This is a genomic window from Rhodococcus sp. UFZ-B548 (genome assembly GCF_903819475.1).
In the GTDB taxonomy this organism is placed as follows: domain Bacteria; phylum Actinomycetota; class Actinomycetes; order Mycobacteriales; family Mycobacteriaceae; genus Rhodococcus_F; species Rhodococcus_F erythropolis.
On record NZ_CAIJDS010000026.1, the window covers coordinates 1 to 17,563 of the forward strand.

The 17,563-nt window shown below is 62.3% G+C and carries 13 protein-coding genes; 7 read left to right on the forward strand and 6 right to left on the reverse strand.

Translation table 11 applies throughout. The features are described from left to right. Window positions 1-284 precede the first annotated feature (284 nt). Window positions 285-1,676, reverse strand: a complete 1,392-nt coding sequence (locus H7C86_RS21205) for a PLP-dependent aminotransferase family protein (RefSeq protein WP_182262207.1) — start codon at window positions 1,674-1,676, stop codon at window positions 285-287. Window positions 1,677-1,725: 49 nt separating this feature from the next. Here H7C86_RS21205 and H7C86_RS21210 point away from each other — a divergent pair, with 49 nt between their 5' ends. From H7C86_RS21210 to H7C86_RS21225, 4 genes are all read left to right on the forward strand, one after another. Further along, window positions 1,726-2,184 (forward strand): carboxymuconolactone decarboxylase family protein, encoded by a 459-nt coding sequence (locus H7C86_RS21210; RefSeq protein WP_021333711.1) that lies wholly within the window; start codon window positions 1,726-1,728, stop codon window positions 2,182-2,184. Window positions 2,185-2,804: 620 nt separating this feature from the next. Continuing rightward, complete coding sequence (locus H7C86_RS21215) at window positions 2,805-4,289, forward strand: hypothetical protein (RefSeq protein ID WP_259349262.1); 1,485 nt, start codon at window positions 2,805-2,807, stop codon at window positions 4,287-4,289. Window positions 4,290-4,418: 129 nt separating this feature from the next. Continuing rightward, window positions 4,419-5,111: a class F sortase gene (locus tag H7C86_RS21220; protein ID WP_182262188.1), complete on the forward strand. Its 693-nt coding sequence runs from the start codon at window positions 4,419-4,421 to the stop codon at window positions 5,109-5,111. Between the two features lie 77 nt (window positions 5,112-5,188). Then, window positions 5,189-5,986, forward strand: coding sequence for an SDR family NAD(P)-dependent oxidoreductase (locus H7C86_RS21225; RefSeq protein WP_020906001.1), 798 nt, complete (start codon window positions 5,189-5,191; stop codon window positions 5,984-5,986). A gap of 14 nt (window positions 5,987-6,000) precedes the next feature. On the opposite strand, the gene H7C86_RS21230 is transcribed toward H7C86_RS21225, so the two are convergent. Continuing rightward, window positions 6,001-7,122: a GGDEF domain-containing protein gene (locus H7C86_RS21230; protein WP_182262189.1), complete on the reverse strand. Its 1,122-nt coding sequence runs from the start codon at window positions 7,120-7,122 to the stop codon at window positions 6,001-6,003. A gap of 175 nt (window positions 7,123-7,297) precedes the next feature. On the opposite strand from H7C86_RS21230, the gene H7C86_RS21235 reads away from it, so the two are divergent. Together H7C86_RS21235 and H7C86_RS21240 are read left to right on the forward strand one after the other, a co-directional pair. Beyond that, a complete protein-coding gene (locus H7C86_RS21235; RefSeq protein WP_020968281.1) occupies window positions 7,298-7,942 on the forward strand; it encodes a GntR family transcriptional regulator in 645 nt (214 codons plus the stop codon). Next, a complete protein-coding gene (locus H7C86_RS21240; RefSeq protein WP_030534864.1) occupies window positions 7,942-9,216 on the forward strand; it encodes an MFS transporter in 1,275 nt (424 codons plus the stop codon). Before H7C86_RS21235 ends, H7C86_RS21240 begins: the two co-directional genes overlap by 1 nt. 49 nt (window positions 9,217-9,265) lie before the next feature. Here H7C86_RS21240 and H7C86_RS21245 read toward each other — a convergent pair whose 3' ends face one another. Next, on the reverse strand, window positions 9,266-10,837 hold the full coding sequence (locus H7C86_RS21245) for a flotillin family protein (protein WP_020906004.1): 1,572 nt from the start codon (window positions 10,835-10,837) through the stop codon (window positions 9,266-9,268). An 11-nt stretch (window positions 10,838-10,848) separates the two neighbouring features. Next, window positions 10,849-11,364, reverse strand: coding sequence for a hypothetical protein (locus H7C86_RS21250; RefSeq protein ID WP_063315111.1), 516 nt, complete (start codon window positions 11,362-11,364; stop codon window positions 10,849-10,851). A gap of 168 nt (window positions 11,365-11,532) precedes the next feature. On the opposite strand from H7C86_RS21250, the gene H7C86_RS21255 reads away from it, so the two are divergent. After that, on the forward strand, window positions 11,533-12,357 hold the full coding sequence (locus tag H7C86_RS21255; RefSeq protein ID WP_182262190.1) for a bifunctional 2-polyprenyl-6-hydroxyphenol methylase/3-demethylubiquinol 3-O-methyltransferase UbiG: 825 nt from the start codon (window positions 11,533-11,535) through the stop codon (window positions 12,355-12,357). On the opposite strand, the gene H7C86_RS21260 is transcribed toward H7C86_RS21255, so the two are convergent. Together H7C86_RS21260 and H7C86_RS21265 are read right to left on the reverse strand one after the other, a co-directional pair. Then, the gene (locus H7C86_RS21260; RefSeq protein ID WP_182262209.1) at window positions 12,333-13,634 is read right to left on the reverse strand and encodes a M1 family metallopeptidase; all 1,302 of its coding nucleotides are present in this window, start codon (window positions 13,632-13,634) and stop codon (window positions 12,333-12,335) included. The genes H7C86_RS21255 and H7C86_RS21260 overlap by 25 nt on opposite strands. Window positions 13,635-13,645: 11 nt before the next feature. Continuing rightward, window positions 13,646-17,539, reverse strand: a complete 3,894-nt coding sequence (locus H7C86_RS21265; protein WP_003941141.1) for a Pls/PosA family non-ribosomal peptide synthetase — start codon at window positions 17,537-17,539, stop codon at window positions 13,646-13,648. Window positions 17,540-17,563: the final 24 nt, after the last annotated feature.

Consider the following 17,563-nt stretch of genomic DNA (forward strand, 5'->3'; position numbering starts at 1 on the left):
GAGAAGCCCCCCAACCAGTGATGGTTGGGGGGCTTTCTCGTACCCAAAACACCCCCCAAAAACCACCCCCCCGGATCGAGCGAACGGTACGTCCGTCGCCTCAGATCGACCCAACGCCCCGTTCACACCATCAAGGGGCGGGAGCACGGCCGGCACACCACCCCGCATCGAGTGAACGACACTCTCACCCTCCTAGACGAGGGGAACGGTACGTTCACTCCATCAGGGCAGGGCAGGGCAGGGCAGGGCAGGGCAAGTGAGCGGATGGGCAGATCCGACAGGCGTTATCGCAGAGCCTCCTGCAGCACCTCGCAGAGCACATCCAGCGTCCTGGAGTACTGCGACTGCGTCGGCGTGCTGTAACCGACGACGATGCCGTCACCGCCGACTGACGATACGTCGGGATGTCGGAAGACGGACAACCCTTCGAGCCCGAGATCGCGCGCCTGCGCCGCCGCAAGAACAGATTGTTCGGTGCCGGAGGGAAGGCGGATCACAGCGTGAAGACCCGCGGAGATCCCCGCGACCCTGACCCGGGGTACTTGCTGTGCAAGGGTCGCAACCAGTTGATCGCGTCGTCGTCGATAAGAGGTACGCATCTTTCGAATATGGCTGTCGAATCTTCCGGATTCAATGAAGTCTGCCAAGGTCAATTGATCCGTTGAACTTACCCAGCGTTCGTAGGGTCCCTTTGTTGCGAGGACGGGTTCGATCAGCCTGTCCGGCAACACCATCCATCCGATGCGAATGGCCGGCGACAGTGTCTTGCTGACAGTGCCCAGGTACGCAACGTGCTGCGGCGCGATTCCTTGGAGTGCACCGACAGGCTTTCTGTCGTAACGGAATTCGCCGTCGTAGTCATCCTCGATGATGACGCCACCGGTAGTCGAGGCCCATTCGAGAGCGGTCGCGCGCCTCGCCGGCGTGAGGGGACCTCCGAGCGGGAACTGATGGGTCGGCGTCAGCAGAACACTCTCAGCAGACGTTGACGCCAATTCGTCTGTGCAAGTCCCTGATTCGTCGACCGAAATGGGAATTGTCAGCAGTCCTTCGTCGACGAGCAACTGTCGGTGCAGGTGAAGGCAGAAAGCATCGACCGCAATCGTTCCTCCGAGTGCACGGGCGAGGAGGGAGATCCCGTGACCCGAGCTGGCACTGATCACAATGCGGCTCGGATCGACGCGAACGCCTCTGGTGCGGCTCAGGTATGTGGTGAGGGCATTTCGGAGTTCGACTCGGCCTCTGGGATCAGTGGTCGCGAAAGCGTCGGTCGGCGCGGTGGTCAAAGCACGTCTGGCGGACGAAATCCATGCAGTGCGGGGAAACGCCGACGCGTCCGGCGATCCGGGGAGAAGGCTGTAGGTCAAGCGCCGTCGGGTCGGCGATGGATCGACCTCGCGACTGTGTGTGCTGGCGAGCGTGGCGACTACGGTCCCGGAACCCGGCCGTGTGACAAGCCAACCAGCGGCGGCGAGCTCGGCGTAGCAGTCCGCAACGGTGTTTCGGGCAACTCCGAGATCGAGTGCGAGGGTGCGGGAAGGTGGGAGTCTGGTGCCGGGCTTCAACAGTCCACTGTCGATCGCGTCGCGAAGCGTCTGAAGCAGCGCAGCGCGAATCCCGATTCCCTGTGGCAGCTCGATATGCAGATCGAACCCAAGATTGGCCCATGAATTCATCACCGGATTGAACCATGATTCGGGGTCTTTTCGGGATTACGGTTTGAGTATGACTACAACAACAGGCCAACGACTGGATATCGCAAAGCTGGCGCCCGAGGTCTACAAGGCGATGATTGCGTTGGATGCCGCTGCGCGCAAGGGACTGGAGCCGACGCTCGTCGAGCTGGTCCTCACGCGTGCGTCGCAGCTGAATCATTGCGCGTGGTGCTTGGACATGCACACTCGAGACGCCCGAAAGGTCGGCGTGACGGAGCAGAAGCTCTACCTACTGAACGCGTGGGAAGAAGCGCGAGGGATGTACTCCGATCGCGAACGTGCCGCGCTCGCCTTGACCGAGGCCGTGACAGTCCTTACCGACGGTTTCGTTCCGGACGAGGTGTACAGCGAGGCGGCCGGCGAATTCTCGGACGAGGAACTTGCCCAGCTCATCAGCGTCATCTTCACGATCAATGCGTGGAATCGCATTGCGGTTACCACAAGGAAGGCGCCTCCGGTCCGAGACTGATCCGAGGCTCGTACTCCGCTCTCTGTCGGGGGCAGATTTCCGCCGTCGGAGATCTGGGTAATCGCCACAAAGAGGACTAAAAGATTGGTTAAGACTGTGAAAAAAACCAACAGATTCTCTAAATGTGAGGCAAATCACATTTAGAGAATCGGTGGATTGTTCCGGGTATCTACAAGTTGTCCGAATCCAGACAAAGCAGTCTCGGCTGGAAGTTCCGGTGAAGGGGTCCGCATTGCGGGCCCCTTCTTTTGCGTGGGAGCTGATAACGCCCCTTCCTGTGAGTTTCCCCAGAATGTCCGAGTTACCGACCGGCTAGCGTCGGAGGAATGCCGGGAACGCCCCGGTTACGTGAGCCGATTTTGAGTTGATCGCGATAGTTGTGCGGTTGGACAAAGGTGCAGTCATCTTGTTGGCTAACTCGTCGTCCGGAGGTTCAAGCTGCGTACGGGGGCTCGACGATCGGGTGGACTTTCTTGAAACATGCACTACATTGCCATCTAGTAACTGGCTGATTGCCAAAAGCGATCAGCCGATCCTCTCGGAAGTGAGCGCTGGGTGGCGTGGCCTTGGGAATCCAAGCAACCTTCCCGCTACCGAAATGTCTTGAAAGGGAAGCTTTGATGACTGTGTCTGGTTCACGGCGTAGGCCGCTTGTTCTCCGGCTCTCGCTAACTGCAGCTATTGCCGCAACGGTGGCCGGTAGTAGCGTTGCTTTTGCTTCACCAGCTGTGTCCGCGCCGATGCCTGTGCGAACCGCGGCTGCTCCGGCGTTCACCGCCGGGTTGTGTGAGGGCACTGAGTACACGCCCTCCGAGCAGATGCTCGACATCTCCGGCATTCGGCTGGATCACTACAACGACGGCAACATCGTGCCGATGTACGGCACCACGGATCGGGGTACCTCGGCCGCGGTGGATGCGCCGGTCTGCGGTGTCCGCGACGTCGACGGAATTGCGAAGTCGGAATGGATGTACTGCACGGACTTCGATCTCGATCCATGTGCCGGCGTCGACGAAAAGGGTTTGCCCGTCGACAAGCACAACGACGAGATGGGTGCGACGGTTCCGTCATCGGGCAATCCCGATCTGTCAGCCGACGATCTCGCTGTCATCAGTTGGTTGCTGCAGAATCCCGCCAAGCTCGACGGCGCCGTTTCGGGAAACGGCAGTGAGGATGCGCGTTCGGCGCGGCAGACGCTGGTGTGGTGCGTTTCGGACTACGACAATCCGCTGATGGCCGATTTCAAAAGCCTGTGCGACAGGAACATCGGCGACGACGAGCGAGCTCGCATCGTCGAGATCATGAACGTCACGCAGACGCTCGACCTCGTTCGTAAGACACCCGCGACGGGAACTCTGAAGGCCGGCGAGACTGCCGTGTTCACCCTGAACACGAATATGTACCGGAAGCCGATCAATGTTCAGTCCTCGGCGGGCACCGAACTCACCGTCTGTGGCGACAACGCCAAGGCAACGTTGAGCGCAAACCAATTGACGGTCGACGGCCGCGGCGACGCACCGACTGCCGTGGATCTGTGCCTCACCACTGCGGACAGCGGTGACTACTCCGTGACCGCAAGCGTCATTCCGGATTCGGTCGAGAACCTGCACTGGAACACGGCAGGCGCACAGTGCCAGATCTTCGCGTCGTTCGACACCGTTCGGCCGGCGTTGATGAATGCGTCTGCCAGCGTCGGATATGCAGCATCGCCCACGACGACACCCGCAACGACGACACCGGCAACAACGACACCGGCAACCACGACACCGGCAACCACGACGCCTGCAACCACGACACCGGCAACCACGACGCCTGCAACTCCGGTCGTTCCGATTGTGCCCATCGTGCCGATTGTTCCGATCGTGCCGATTGTGCCGGTCGTGCCCGTAGTTCCGGGTGCGCCTGTTCCGTCGCAGCCGGTTGCAACTCCCGCTGCTCCGGCGCCGTCCGCTCCGAAGCAGGCCACCGGACCTCGCCCGGTTGCCATCGACGGTGGTGCCGCTGAACAGAATTCAGGCCGCAACGTCGCCGTCGCAGTGACGGGCCTCGGGCTTGTCGGTATGGCTGCTGCCGGAGCAGTTGCTCTCCGCCGCAAGCGTTCCTGACGCCCGGCAGATGTAGTAGACGTCGGCACCGGTCACGATTCGTGTGATCGGTGCCGACACAGATCAGACGCAGGGGGCGTCAATTCGCAAGAGGCGCCGGGGGTGCCTCATCCCGCAGGAGACAGTTCGATGACCATGTACGAGTCGGATCCCAATCCATCCAATCCATACGACGATCCCAACCACGATCAGCCCGCGAACACGGGGCGTCGTGTCGCGTTCATCCTGGCCCTCGTCGCGGTGCTTGTCGCTGGTGCTTCCATGGCTTTCGTCGGCCTGCGATCCTCCGATGACGATGCCGCTATTCCACCGAGTCCGGGAGTTGTCATGTCGCACTCCGCGAATCCGGCAGCGCCTTCGGATGAGTTGATGACTCCCAACACCCTTTCGCTCGATCCGGTCGGTGTTCAGGCGCCGATCGTGGACGCCACCGTGCCGGAAGGAGTTCTCACTCCGCCGGAGAACGTCAAGAACGTCGGAATCTGGCTCGACGGCGCCTCGCTCGACTCGGTCACCGGCACGACTTTGATTGCCGGACATGTCAATTTGACCGGCCAGGGTAACGGTGCACTGTTCGACCTGGGCACGATCGAACCGGGTGAAGTGATCCGTACATCCGACGCGACGGGCAAGAGCACGTCGTGGAAGGTGACTGCGGTGACGACGCGTCCGAAGGCCGATGGCGTGGAGGAAAGCGTGCTGGCCGGCCCGGATGGCCCTCGAAAGTTGGCAGTCGTAACCTGCGGCGGCGAACTGCAATTCGAGGACGGTGTGGGTAACTACGCCGACAACGTCTACCTGTACGCGGATCTGATGGTCTGAGACACAGAAACAATCCAGTCGGTCCCCGATCCCTCTTCGTAGAGATCGGGGATCGCCTGTTGGATAGTGTCGCAGGTATGGATCTTCACCTGTCTGGAAAGCGTGCGATCGTTGCCGGTGGTAGCAAGGGGATCGGTCTGGCAATCGCCAGAGGTCTGGCCGCTGAAGGGGTCGACATCGCGATACTCGCGCGCACTGAGCAAACGGTCGTGGATGTTGCCCGAGATTTGGCTTCGGAGTTCGGAATTCGTGCGACCGGAGTCGTGACGGACACACGAGACGACGACGCAGTTCAAGCGTCGGTGCGGCAAGTAGTAGAGGAGTTCGGCGGCGTCGACATTCTGGTCAACTCCGCAGCGACTCCGTTCAGCGCCGGAAAGCCGACGGATTTCGAGGCGACCACAGACGACGTCGTGCGCGACGAAGTCGAAGTGAAAGTGCTCGGCTACCTGCGCACTGCGCGTGCTGTAGCGCCGTATCTGATCGACCAGGGTTGGGGTCGGATCATCAACATCAGCGGTTTGGGTGCCAGACAGGCAACCTCGATCGCCCACACGATCCGCAACGTCAGTGTGTCTGCGCTGACCAAAAATCTTGCAGACGAGCTGGGCCCCAAGGGAATCAACGTCACAGTCGTCCATCCGGGCGTGACGCGGACCGAGAGGTTGACCGCGCGGATTGCGCGCGAGTCGGAAGAATCCGGCCGCTCGCAGGCAGAGGTGGAGCGGGGTATCGCGACGAACTCGATACACCGGATCATCGACGCCGAAGAGGTGGCTGATGTCGTGACCTTCCTGGCATCGCCGCGAAGCATCGCGATCACCGGTGACGCGGTGGCAGCGGGTGGAGGAGTGCCGGGGCCGGTTTATTACTGATAACTCACGTACTGCTACCTGCTCGCAGTGGTGACGATCGTGTGAACGCGTCCGCCGCCGAGTCTCTTGCTTTCGTACATCGCCGAATCGGCGACTTTCTGCATGTCGGTGAACGCTGTTGCACGCTCTTCTCCGGCGACGAATTTGTGGGTACGCACGGCGATTCCGATGCTCGATGTCGACGGTATCTCGTCGGTATTCGAGTGCATTGCCGGTCCGATCGAGTCGAGCATCGGGCCGATGGCCGGCACGGAAAGTCTTTGAGCGAGGATGAATTCGTCGCCGCCGACCCGTGCGACAACAGCATCGGCATGTGCCCAGGCGGACAACCGCTGTGAAACCCGGAGAATTATGCGGTCGCCCACGTCGTGACCGTGTACGTCATTGATCGTCTTGAACCGGTCGATGTCGATCGCGATCACGAGTAGTGCCGCCGATTCCTGACGCTGGAACTCCGCGAGTACCTTCTCGACGTGGCGGTCGAGGCCACGACGGTTCAGGAGCCCGGTGAGGGGATCGAGGTCGGAGCTGGACGCGTCCATGCTGAGCATCGTCAGCACGATCTGCGAGATGAACGCACAGACCACGAGTGCGGTGACGACAACCAGCACTTTCGAAACACCGAGCGCGGGATCTTGCTCCGGCCCGAAGAGGATCGGCTGCGCAGCCACCACGATCATCACAACCGAGAAGGTCAGGTGTGCGATCTGCAACTTCGGATTGTGAAAATAGGCGATGTAGATACCGATCAGCGCGTAGATGACACAGGTGAGTAATCGCGCAAGCTGCGAGGAATCTCCAAGTACGGAAATTGTGACTGCGATGTCGCAGAAGACTACGAAACCGAACGAGCGGCGCTTTGTCGGGCCGAAGACCCACCATGAGACTCCGACCATGAAGCACGAGATCACGACAACAGTGTTGAAGAACAGCGCAATCGTGCTTGTCGGACCGGCCGGACTGAATCTGTTGAGTAGTGCGCACACGCCCAGTCCGATGACAATGATGCCAAGTAATAGCCGGGTGGCGGTCGTGAGGCCGTTGTCGCGGAGATAGCGAGTGAATCGGTCGTATTGATCGGGGAGGGCCAGCCACTCGCGGGTCAGGGTCCTCATGGACTTCATCTGCGACGTCATGAGTGCGTCAGTCTGCGATGGCGGGAGCGTGCGCCGTTCATCGTGAACTGACTCCTCTTCTGTCTGGCACCTTGCAATGCTAGCTGGATCGATGCCGTGTTGGACCGAGATGTTCGGATCGGCGACCCGAATGTCTGGGTTCCGCCAGCGTGGAGTATAAATACATCTTGTGTCTATGTTGTATTCCGCTTCGGAAAACGTCTTCCGCGAAGTCAAGGAGCTGATCCTTTCCGGCGAACTCGCCGGCGGGGAGCTGATCAGCGAGGGTGACATCGCCGCTCGGACCAATGTGAGCCGAACGCCGGTGCGTGAGGCGTTTCTGCGTCTCGAGTCGGAAGGTTGGATGCGCCTCTACCCGAAGAAGGGGGCGCTGATCGTCCCGGTCGCGGATGGGGAAGCGGAACACGTAGTCAGTGCCAGACAACTCGTCGAGACTCAGAGCGTTCGAGTGGTGTCGGTCCGACCGCACGCACGTGAAACGCTTGTCGCAGCGTTGCGCGCGAATCTGATCGAGCAACGTGAGATTGCTGATCGCGGGGACGTTGCCGCGTTCAGCGCGATCGATGCCGACTTTCACAAGATGATCGTTGCCGCCGGTGGGAACCCTTTGCTCGACTCGTTCTACGCGAGTCTGCGCGACAGGCAACGACGGATGACAGCGCGGTCGATCTCACGCGACCCCGGCCAACTGTCTCGCATCCTTGCCGACCACACCGCGCTTACCGACCTCGTCGAAACAGGCGATGCAGACGGATACAACACTGCCGTCCTCACACACATGCGCCAGGTGCACGGCCTCGGCTTCGAAGGAACTCTGTGATGAGCACCCAAACGATAGACGCTGGGACCGCAGCCGAACGTCGTCCAGGCAGTGAACGTGGCACCGGCGGAAAATGGCTGTGGCTGACCGTTGCCGCCAGCATGTTCGCCGCGGCCTGGGGCGGAAACGAATTCACGCCACTGCTGGTGATGTACCGACTCGACCACGGCTATTCGCCGGTGATGGTCGACTTCTTCCTCTTCGCCTACGTCCTCGGAATTGTGCCGGCCCTGCTGCTCGGCGGCCCGCTGTCCGATCGATTGGGTCGACGCCCGATCATGCTCCCCGCTCCGATCATCGCGATCGCCGGTTCGACGCTGCTCGCTTTCGGGGCCGACTCCGCTGCCGCTCTCATTCTGGGAAGAATCCTCTGCGGCATCGCCTTGGGGATCGGTATGGCCGTCGGCGGCTCCTGGGTCAAGGAGTTGTCCACGCAACCTTGGGATTCGACGGCGTCGGAAGGCACGGGTGCCAGGCGAGCAGCGATGAGTCTGACTGCCGGCTTCGCCTTGGGGGCGGGTGCCGCGGGAATCTTGGCGCAGTGGGCGCCCCTGCCGAGTGTGTTGGCGTACGTGCTGCACATCGCGATCACCGTCCTCGCGGCCATGGCGCTGTGGCGTGCTCCCGAAACACGACCGGCACAGGCGAAATCCGACCGTCGCAGGTTGATCGACGACCTCAAGATCCCCTCGGCAGGTCATCGCAGATTCCTCTACGTCGTTGTTCCGTTGGCGCCGTGGGTGTTCGGTGCTGCCAGTGTCGCGTATGCAGTTATTCCGGCGCTCATGACCGGGCACAGTGGCGATGCGCCCGTGGCCTTTTCGGCTCTACTGTGCATGGTCGCGCTGACATGCGGATTCGCGATTCAGTCGTTGGGGCGAAAGATCGATACCGACCGCAGCGCGCGCGGCGCCGTTGTGGCTCTGGTGTTTCTGGTGGTTGGTATGGCCGGCGCTGCTCTGGTTGCGTCGACGCTGACCGTGGCGATCGCGATCGTGGCTGCAGCGATCCTCGGTTGCGGGTACGGCATGGCATTGGTTTCCGGGTTACTGGAGATCCAGCGAATCGCGGGGCCGGACGATCTGGCAGGACTGACCGCGGTGTTCTACTCGATCACCTACATCGGTTTTGCTGTGCCTGCGTTGCTGGCGATGCTGTCGGAAAGCATTCCGGCGCTGAGCTACACGGTGACTCTTCTGTTTGGATCAGCCGCCGCCGCTGCCTGCTTGATTCTGATTCTCTTCAAGTCGCGTTCACATCTTCCGAGCGCGTGATGCCGTCCGGTCCGCCGACACCTGGGAGAGTCGGCGGACCGGGGCGAAATCACGCGTCTACAGTTGCGGAACCGTTTTCCGAATTGTGGACCGAATTGTGTACCGAACCAACCGGAACCGATGCGGTCTTGTTCAGGCCGTTGAGCAATCCGGTGATATCGACGCCTGAGCTTTCGAGAGTTTCGATGACGCCGGCGATCACCTGGGGGCTGATGCCCAGGATCGAGCCGATCGAACCCTGGGCCCCATCACTGCCGCCGACGATGGAGATGCGGTCGATGTCGCCGACCGGCTTCGCCGCCGCTGCGGTGGCGTCGACCAATGCTGCCAGAACATCAGGCAGAGTGAGCAACTGCGCGGCCTGCGGGGTGTAGGAATTGAGCGCCTCGGCGATCTGACGCTTACCGGCAGCCTCGGCTTCGAGCTTGGCACGCAAACCATCCGCCTCGGCTTGTTGCTCGGCACGAACCGCATCGGCCGCTACCTTGCGGCCGTCGGCTTCGGCTTCCAGACGTGCTCGAAGGCCGTCGGCATCAGCCTGTTGTTCAGAGCGAACGGCGTCGGCGACGAGCTTTCGTGCATCGGCCTGAGCGCCGCCGGCCTGCCTTGCTGACTCGGCCTGTGCCTGGGCGCGGAGGATCGCGGCCTGTCGCTCACCCTCTGCGCGTGCGATGGAGGCTTGGCGTTCGGCCTCGGCCGGTGCAATGACATCTGCCTGCAATGCCGCTTCCGATTGCTGGGCGCGACGACGCTCGACCTCGGTGCGAGCTTCGACGCGGGCCGCCTCGGCCTGCTCACGTGCGATGCCGACGGCCTTCTCGGCTGTTGCCTGCGCGAGAGGTCCGGCCTGGTCGGCTTCTGCGTTCTCGGCTTCGGTCTGTGCTCGCAGGCGAGCGAGTTCGACGTCGCGCTTCTGATTTGCACTCGCGATCGCGGTGTCGGCCTCGGCCTGTGCGACCGAACCTGCCTGTCGCGCCTTTGCCGACTGGATCTGCGAATCACGCTCTGCTTCAGCAGTTCCGATCGCGGCATCACGTTTGACCTCGGCGATGCGGCGCTGACCGAGCGATTCGAGATAGCCGTTGAAGTCGGAGATTCCCGCGATCTTGATGACATCGACTTCCATGCCGATGCGGGCGAGGTCGCCGCCTGCCTCCTCGACCACGCTGCGAGCGAGCGAATCGCGATTGGAGTTCAGATCCTCGACCGTCATGGTCGCGGTGATTCCGCGCAGGCTGCCTGCGAGGATTTCGTTGATCTGCTGCTGGAGCTCGTCCAGGTCGGAAGTCAGGAATCGTTGCACCGCTGTCTGAACCGCTTCGTCGGCGGAACCGATTCGCACCAGGCCGACTGCCTCGACGTTGACCGGAACACCGTCGTTGGAGAGCGCATTCTTGAGATTGATGCTGACGTTGAACGGCTCGAGCGACATGATGTCGACGCGTTCGATTCCGGGAATCTTGAATCGGGCTCCGCCGCGGACGACTTTCGGCTTGCCTCGTCCGGTGAAGACCGCCACTTCGTTCGGCGGGACCTTGACGTAGTTCTTCACGTAGATCGCGGGGAGAACGATGAAGATGATTACTGCGACTACAACCGCAATGATGATGATTGGCAGCATGTATCGAGTCCTTAGATCGCGTCGTCAACCGTGACGACGTGAAGGTATTGATCGTCTACATCGGCGATGTAGACGGTGGTGCCGGTGGTGAGCGCCATCGGCTGTGCACTGACGGCCTTGGCCTGGACGCGATTGCCTTCGGCGTCGACGAACGAGACTTCTCCCCAACCTTCGGCTGCGATGGTGAGGGTGACCGTGCCCAACAGTCCGTGGTATGAATTGCGCCCGATGTGCGAATTATCTTGTTGTTTAAGGAGATAGGGGAGAAGAAGGCCGCGCGTGACGACAACGAGAACGGCGGCGAGTGCGAGTGCTGCAATCACCGCTACCAACGTCGGAGCGTCCGCGAGAGTGGCAGCTACGCCGCCGGCGCCGAAGCCGAAAAGTGCTGTGGCCAAAGTTGTCAGGCTCAGAAATGGCAGCCCGTCTGCGTGGCCGCCGCCCAGATCTGCAACCTCGCCGACGGCAAAGGCTCCGATCAGGGCGACGACCCCGATCACGAAACATATTGTGAATACAACAAACATCGATCCCCCGATCTACCTGTCGAGGAAGCGTGCCCTGAGAATTGTGTTGTCGGGGTCGTCCCTCGGCCCACCTCTATAGTAAAGGTAAGACAAAGCTAATCGGCGCATTCGGAATGTTTCGGCGTGGTGTGCTGCGGCACGCTGCTCGGTGGAACTACGGTCGGCAGCATGTCTGAAAGCGATTCGAAGTTCGACAAGTCCGTCGACGCGTGGGCGCATTGGCAGAGCTCGCCATGGGGGCGGCTGCGATACTCGGTGGCTCGGGCAAATCTCGACACATATGTCGGCGGTCGATCTGGGCTTCGCGTCTTGGACCTCGGCGGTGGTGACGGTCTGGAATCGATACTCCTGGCGCGGAACGGGAATCAGGTCACGCTGGTCGACAGTTCCCCGGCGATGCTCGACATTGCGTCAGGTCGCGCCGATGCCGCTGGTGTGAGTGCATCGATGACCTTCGTGAACAGCGAAGTGCTGGATCTTCCGAGGTCGATGGCAACCGGATCCTTCGATGTGGTTCTTCTGCACAATGTTCTGCAATATCTTCCGCAAGGGATCGGCGCTTTGCCCGCCGTGACTGCGCCGCTGGCCGACGGTGGAATTTTCTCGGTAATCTCGATCAACAAGTTCTCCGAACCCATTGCTGCCGCGGCGAGGCGTGCCGACCCGACGGAAGCGCTGAACCTTCTTGGTGAAAGCCGTTATCGTAGCGTCACTTTCGATTCAGACCTCACGATGTTCGCCGCAGGGGACATCATCGATGCGATTGAAGCCACAGGCGATTTCGGGGACGTCAACCACTACGGAATTCGATGCTTCTCCGACTTCATCGCCGCCGACGACGAGAAGTGGGATCCCGAATTCTATTCAGCGCTGGAAGCTCTCGAGCTTGCATCGACGGCGCGCTGGCCGTACATGCACACCGCCCGACTGTTTCAGATCATCGGGCGGCGCGCGTCAAAGGACGCGCGTCAGAGGCGAGGCAGAGAGCGCTGATTCAGCCACGAGTCCCACAACGGGCGGAGCGGAGTATCAGTGAAACGTGAAGCGAGATCGGTGAATTGCTCGGTGCTGACCGTGCTGTGCCGATGCTTCGTGGTCCACTGGCGGATCAGTTCGAAGAATTTCTCGTCTCCGAGAACGCCGCGCAGGGCGTGCAGAGTCAACGCGCCCCGCTTGTAGATTCGATCGTCGAACATCAGGGCAGGCCCGGGATTGGCGACGATCAAGTCCTGAGATTTACGCCCGAGCCCTTGATAGGCGTTGGTCGCGAGTTGGTTCGAGGATGGGCCACCGGAATTCTCGGACCAGATCCACTCCGCGTAACAGGCAAAGCCTTCGTGTAGCCAGATGTCGCACCACTGCCCGAGAGTGAGGCTGTTGCCGAACCATTGATGGGCAAGCTCGTGTGCGACAAGACGTTCGGAACCGCGCCTACCCGTGCAGTGGTTGGCTCCGAAGATCGAGAGTCCCTGCGCTTCGATGGGGATTTCGAGTTCGTCGTCGGTGACCACAGCGGTGTAGTCGGCAAAGGGATACGGGCCGAACAGCTTTCCGAATACCTCCAGCATCTGGGGTTGGCGCCCGAAGTCGACGTCGAACGCTGCGCGCAGCCGAGGTGGGTGAACGGCGAAGACCGGTACCGGCCCGGCGCTCACTTGTCGGTGCTCGTACTGACCGATCTGAATCGTCGCCAGGTAGGTTGCCATCGGTTCGGTCTGCTCGTAGACCCACGTCGTCTGACTCGCACGGGTCTGCTTGCGGATCAGCTTGCCGTTGGCGAGGGCATAGAACGGGGAATCGGTGGTGATCGAGATGCGGTACGACGCTTTGGAAATCGGATGGTCGTCGCACGGGAACCAGGACGCCGCGCCGTTGGGCTGACTTGCGACCAAAGTTCCTTCGTCGAGTTCCTCCCAGCCGACTTCGCCCCACAGGCTCTTGATCGGCTCGGGGTTGCCGCTGTACGCGATGGTGACCGACAGGGCACCGCCCGCGGGGATCTTGGTAGACGGCGTGAGGATCAGCTTGTTGTTCAAGTGCGCGTACTTGGTGCCGCGGGCACCGTTGACGGACACCTTGGACACCTGCAGGTTCTGCGCGAGGTCGAAGCTGAACTTGGATCGGCTCTCGGTGGTGACAGCGGTGATGACTGCCTTGCCGGCGAGACGGTTACTGAAGACCTTGTACGTCAGTTCCAGTTCGTACCGAGACACGCGGTAACCGCGGTTGCCGTTGTGTGGCAGGTACGGATCGAGCGGCTCTTCGAGCATTCTGTTCGGCTTCACGACGCCACCCACGGTGCAATCGGATTGCCCTGCCAGCGGGTGGAGGGCGGAACGGTGTCACCTCGCATCACCAGAGATGCAGGCCCTACCGTCGCTCCCGCGCCGATCCCGGCTGCGGGTAGCGCGACACAATGCGGTCCCAGCGTTGCTCCTGCTCCCAAGGTGACGGTGTCCATGGACATGATCCGATCATGGAAGAGATGAGTTTGCACGACGCACCCCCGTTCCACTGTCGCTCCGTCGCCCAAAGTCACAAGATCTGCCTCGGGTAGCCAGTACGACTCACACCAAACGCCCTTGCCGATCTTGGCCCCGAGCCCACGCAAGAAGATATTCAGTACGGCAGTACCAGTCGCCGCGCGAGCGAACCACGGCGCCGCGACGGTTTCGACGAACGCGTCGGCGACCTCGTTGCGCCAGACGAACGAACTCCACAGCGGATGCTCGACCTTTGCGATGCGTCCGACGACGATCCACTTGGCGGCGATGGTGATCGCGCCAGCCACTGCTCCGGCAACGAGCAGAATTACGCCGCTCAACAGAGCCGCGAACCAGAATCCGACGGCGCCGACCAGTGCTTCGAGTGCAAACAGAACGCCGAGACCGATGCCGAACGTGACCATCACGGGGATCAGTCGGCAGGTTTCGACCACTCCGCGGGCGATCTTGAGTCGCATCGGCGGATTGAACGTGCGGGCGGCGTCGGTGTCCCCGGCAGCCCTTCTCAGACGTACCGGTGGACTACCCAGCCACGATGATCCGGACTTGGCCTTGGACGGGGTGGCCGACAGAACCGCCACGAGACCGTTCTTGGGGACGCGTCGACCGGGTGCGGTCATACCGGAGTTGCCGAGGAACGCACGCTTGCCGATCTTCGCCTGTTCGATGTGCATCCAGCCGCCGCCGAGGCCGTAGCTCGCAACCATGGTGTCGTCGGCGAGGAATGCGCCGTCGGCGACCGTCGTGAACTTGGGAAGGAGGAGCACGGTGGATGCTTCGACGTTCTTGCCGATCTTGGCGCCGAGGAGGCGGAGCCATCCCGGCGTCAGCAGGCTCGCGTAGAGCGGGAAGAGGAAGGTTCTGGCCGAGTCGAGCAGGCGTTCGGTCGCCCACACCTGCCAGCCGATGCGGCTGCGGACAGGGTGGTAGCCGGGGGTCAGCCCGATCGAGAGAAGACGAACGGCCACCAGTGTGACGACTGCGAAGACGAGCAAACTCAGGATGGTCGCGACGGGAAGCATGATCAGCGATTGGAGCACTGCACTCGCGAGCGTGTCGGTGTCGCGGATCCACCAACCGATCAAGGCGATTCCGGCCATCAGAGCGAAGATCGGCATACCGGCCAGGAAGACCGAGGTGACGCCGTATACCGGCACCCAGCCGGGTGCGCGCTTCGGATGTTCGGCCGGCCAAGGATGATTCGCTTTCCCGACCTTGGTGGCGGGGGAGCCGGCCCACTGCTGGTTTGCCTTCACTCGGCCGAACACCGCAGATCCGGGTTCGACGACGGCGTCCCGACCGATACGCGCGCCGGGCAGAAGCGTCGAGCGTGAACCGACGGAAGCGCCGTCGCCGATCTTGATCTCACCGATGTGAATGACGTCGCCGTCGATCCAGTGGCCCGAGAGGTCGACTTCGGGTTCGACGGAGCAGCCGTCACCGAGTTCGAGCATGCCGGTGATGGGAGGAAGTGTGTGGAGATCGACGCCGCTGCCGATGTCGGCGCCGAGGGCGCGGGCGTAGTAGAGCATCCACGGTGCGCCCGAAAGGTTGGCTGCGCCACTGGCTTCGGTGAGTCGCAGCGCTATCCACAGACGCAGGTGTTCACTACCACCTCGCGGGTACGTTCCTGGTTCCAACTTGCGTAGGAGCAGGCGCGCCCCGACGACGGCGATGGTCATACGGCCGATCGGCGTGATGAACACGATGAACGCCAACAGGATCCACCACCACGAGACCGTGGGTGCCCAGCTGACGTCGACGAACCAGCCGAGGACGTTGTTCGCGATCGCCAGCCACGTCACCCACTGCAGTCCGGTGAGCGTCGTGAGTGGAACGGTGACGGCGATCTGCGCCAGCTGAGTTTTCAAGGGTGTTGGAGCGACGATGCGCGGCTCCACAGTTTCGGTGGGTGCCAATTCGTCGAGATATTCGGCGAGCGATCCCAACCGTGGATGGTCGTAGAGTTGTGCGACGGTCACTTCTGGGAACCGCTCGCGCAGGGCGGTCACCAACTGAGCAGCAGAGAGGGATCCGCCGCCCACTTCGAAGAAGTCGTCGTCGAGTCCGGTGATCTGGGCCCCCAGGATCGATCCCCACAGGCCGGCAACCCAGGCAGCGGTGCCGTCGAGGCCCAACGCGGCCCCGGCATCTTCACCGGCGCCGGGCAACGGCCACGGCAGCGCATTGCGGTCGACCTTGCCTGACGTACGCGTCGGAAGTTCGTCCATCAACGCCAGACGCGGCACGAGGGCTGCTGGTAGCTGCTCGCTGAGCAGTGCATGAGCGGCCTTGAGATCGAAGTCGGGATCCGTGCTGGCGATGTACCCGACGAGGAGCTGGTTGCCGGCTGCCGTCTTCTTCACGGCTGCGGCAGCGCCGCTCACACCCGGCAGATTCTGCAAGGCGTTGTCGACCTCACCGAGTTCGATGCGCCTGCCGCCGAGCTTGACCTGATCGTCTGCGCGGCCCTGGAACATCAGGCCGGTGGTCTCGAGCCGGACCAGGTCGCCGCTTCGGTAGGCGCGTTCCCACCCGAGCGAGGGCATCGACGCGTACTTCTCGGCGTCCTTCGCGGGGTCGAGGTAACGGGCGAGGCCGACGCCGCCGATCACCAGCTCGCCCACCTCGCCGACCGCGACGGGATTGCTCTGGGCGTCGACGACGGCAAGGTCCCAGCCGTCGAGGGGGAGGCCGATGCTGACGGGGCTCTTGCCGTCCATCAGTGCGCCGCAGGCGACGACGGTTGCCTCGGTGGGGCCGTAAGTGTTCCAGACCTCGCGGCCCTCGACGGCCAGGCGTTCGGCCAGTTCGGGTGGGCAGGCTTCGCCGCCGAAGATCAGGAGTCGAACGGCTTCGAGGGCCTCGGCCGGCCACAGAGACGCAAGCGTCGGCACAGTGGAGACGATGCTGACGTCACGCGAGACCAGCCACGGGCCGAGGTCCATGCCGCTGCGAACCAGCGAACGAGGAGCCGGGACGAGGCAGGCGCCGTGGCGCCACGCGAGCCACATCTCCTCGCAGGACGCGTCGAATGCCACGGAGAGTCCCGCGAGGACGCGGTCACCAGGCCCGATGGGCTCGTCCTGGAGGAACATGCGCGCCTCGGCGTCGACGAAGGCTGCGGCATTGAGGTGAGTGACCGCGACGCCCTTGGGGGTGCCCGTGGATCCTGAGGTGAAGATGATCCAGGCGTCGTCCTCGGGTTCGGGTTCGCGAACCGGTGGATGTTCGAGCCGCTTCGGCGCCGTCCCCGGCTGGATTCCGTCGCCGGTGATGATCGCCGCTACCTGCGCCTCGCCGAACACCAACTCGGCGCGCTCTTCCGGATCGTCGGCGTCGACGGGCACGTACGCGGCGCCCGCAGCGAGGATCGACAGGATCGCCACGTACAGCGAACGCGAACCTGACGGCATCCTGATTCCGACGCGGTCACCTGCGCCGACGCCGGCATCACCGAGCCAGCGCGCACCGAGCGCGATCTCGTCGAGCAACTCCGAGTACGACAGTGTGGTGTCGCCGTCGTCGATGGCAGGTGCTTCCGGGTTGGCCTCGGCTGAGGCCCGCACGATGTCGATGAGCGTGCGCGGCGCAGGTGCATGCGCCGACCGTAGGAATACGGACGGAATCCCGAAAGATTGTTCCGTCTCCGACTGCGACTGGAGTGGCAAACCCGTTGGTCCTGTTCTACTCAC

What these genes read in the sequence shown, in the direction of transcription:
- H7C86_RS21205 (WP_182262207.1), bottom strand. Translation starts at nt 1,676, where the DNA reads ATGAATTCATGGGCCAATCTTGGGTTCGATCTGCATATCGAGCTGCCA.
- H7C86_RS21210 (WP_021333711.1), top strand. Translation starts at nt 1,726, where the DNA reads ATGACTACAACAACAGGCCAACGACTGGATATCGCAAAGCTGGCGCCC.
- H7C86_RS21215 (WP_259349262.1), top strand. Translation starts at nt 2,805, where the DNA reads ATGACTGTGTCTGGTTCACGGCGTAGGCCGCTTGTTCTCCGGCTCTCG.
- H7C86_RS21220 (WP_182262188.1), top strand. Translation starts at nt 4,419, where the DNA reads ATGACCATGTACGAGTCGGATCCCAATCCATCCAATCCATACGACGAT.
- H7C86_RS21225 (WP_020906001.1), top strand. Translation starts at nt 5,189, where the DNA reads ATGGATCTTCACCTGTCTGGAAAGCGTGCGATCGTTGCCGGTGGTAGC.
- H7C86_RS21230 (WP_182262189.1), bottom strand. Translation starts at nt 7,122, where the DNA reads ATGACGTCGCAGATGAAGTCCATGAGGACCCTGACCCGCGAGTGGCTG.
- H7C86_RS21235 (WP_020968281.1), top strand. Translation starts at nt 7,298, where the DNA reads ATGTTGTATTCCGCTTCGGAAAACGTCTTCCGCGAAGTCAAGGAGCTG.
- H7C86_RS21240 (WP_030534864.1), top strand. Translation starts at nt 7,942, where the DNA reads ATGAGCACCCAAACGATAGACGCTGGGACCGCAGCCGAACGTCGTCCA.
- H7C86_RS21245 (WP_020906004.1), bottom strand. Translation starts at nt 10,837, where the DNA reads ATGCTGCCAATCATCATCATTGCGGTTGTAGTCGCAGTAATCATCTTC.
- H7C86_RS21250 (WP_063315111.1), bottom strand. Translation starts at nt 11,364, where the DNA reads ATGTTTGTTGTATTCACAATATGTTTCGTGATCGGGGTCGTCGCCCTG.
- H7C86_RS21255 (WP_182262190.1), top strand. Translation starts at nt 11,533, where the DNA reads ATGTCTGAAAGCGATTCGAAGTTCGACAAGTCCGTCGACGCGTGGGCG.
- H7C86_RS21260 (WP_182262209.1), bottom strand. Translation starts at nt 13,634, where the DNA reads ATGCTCGAAGAGCCGCTCGATCCGTACCTGCCACACAACGGCAACCGC.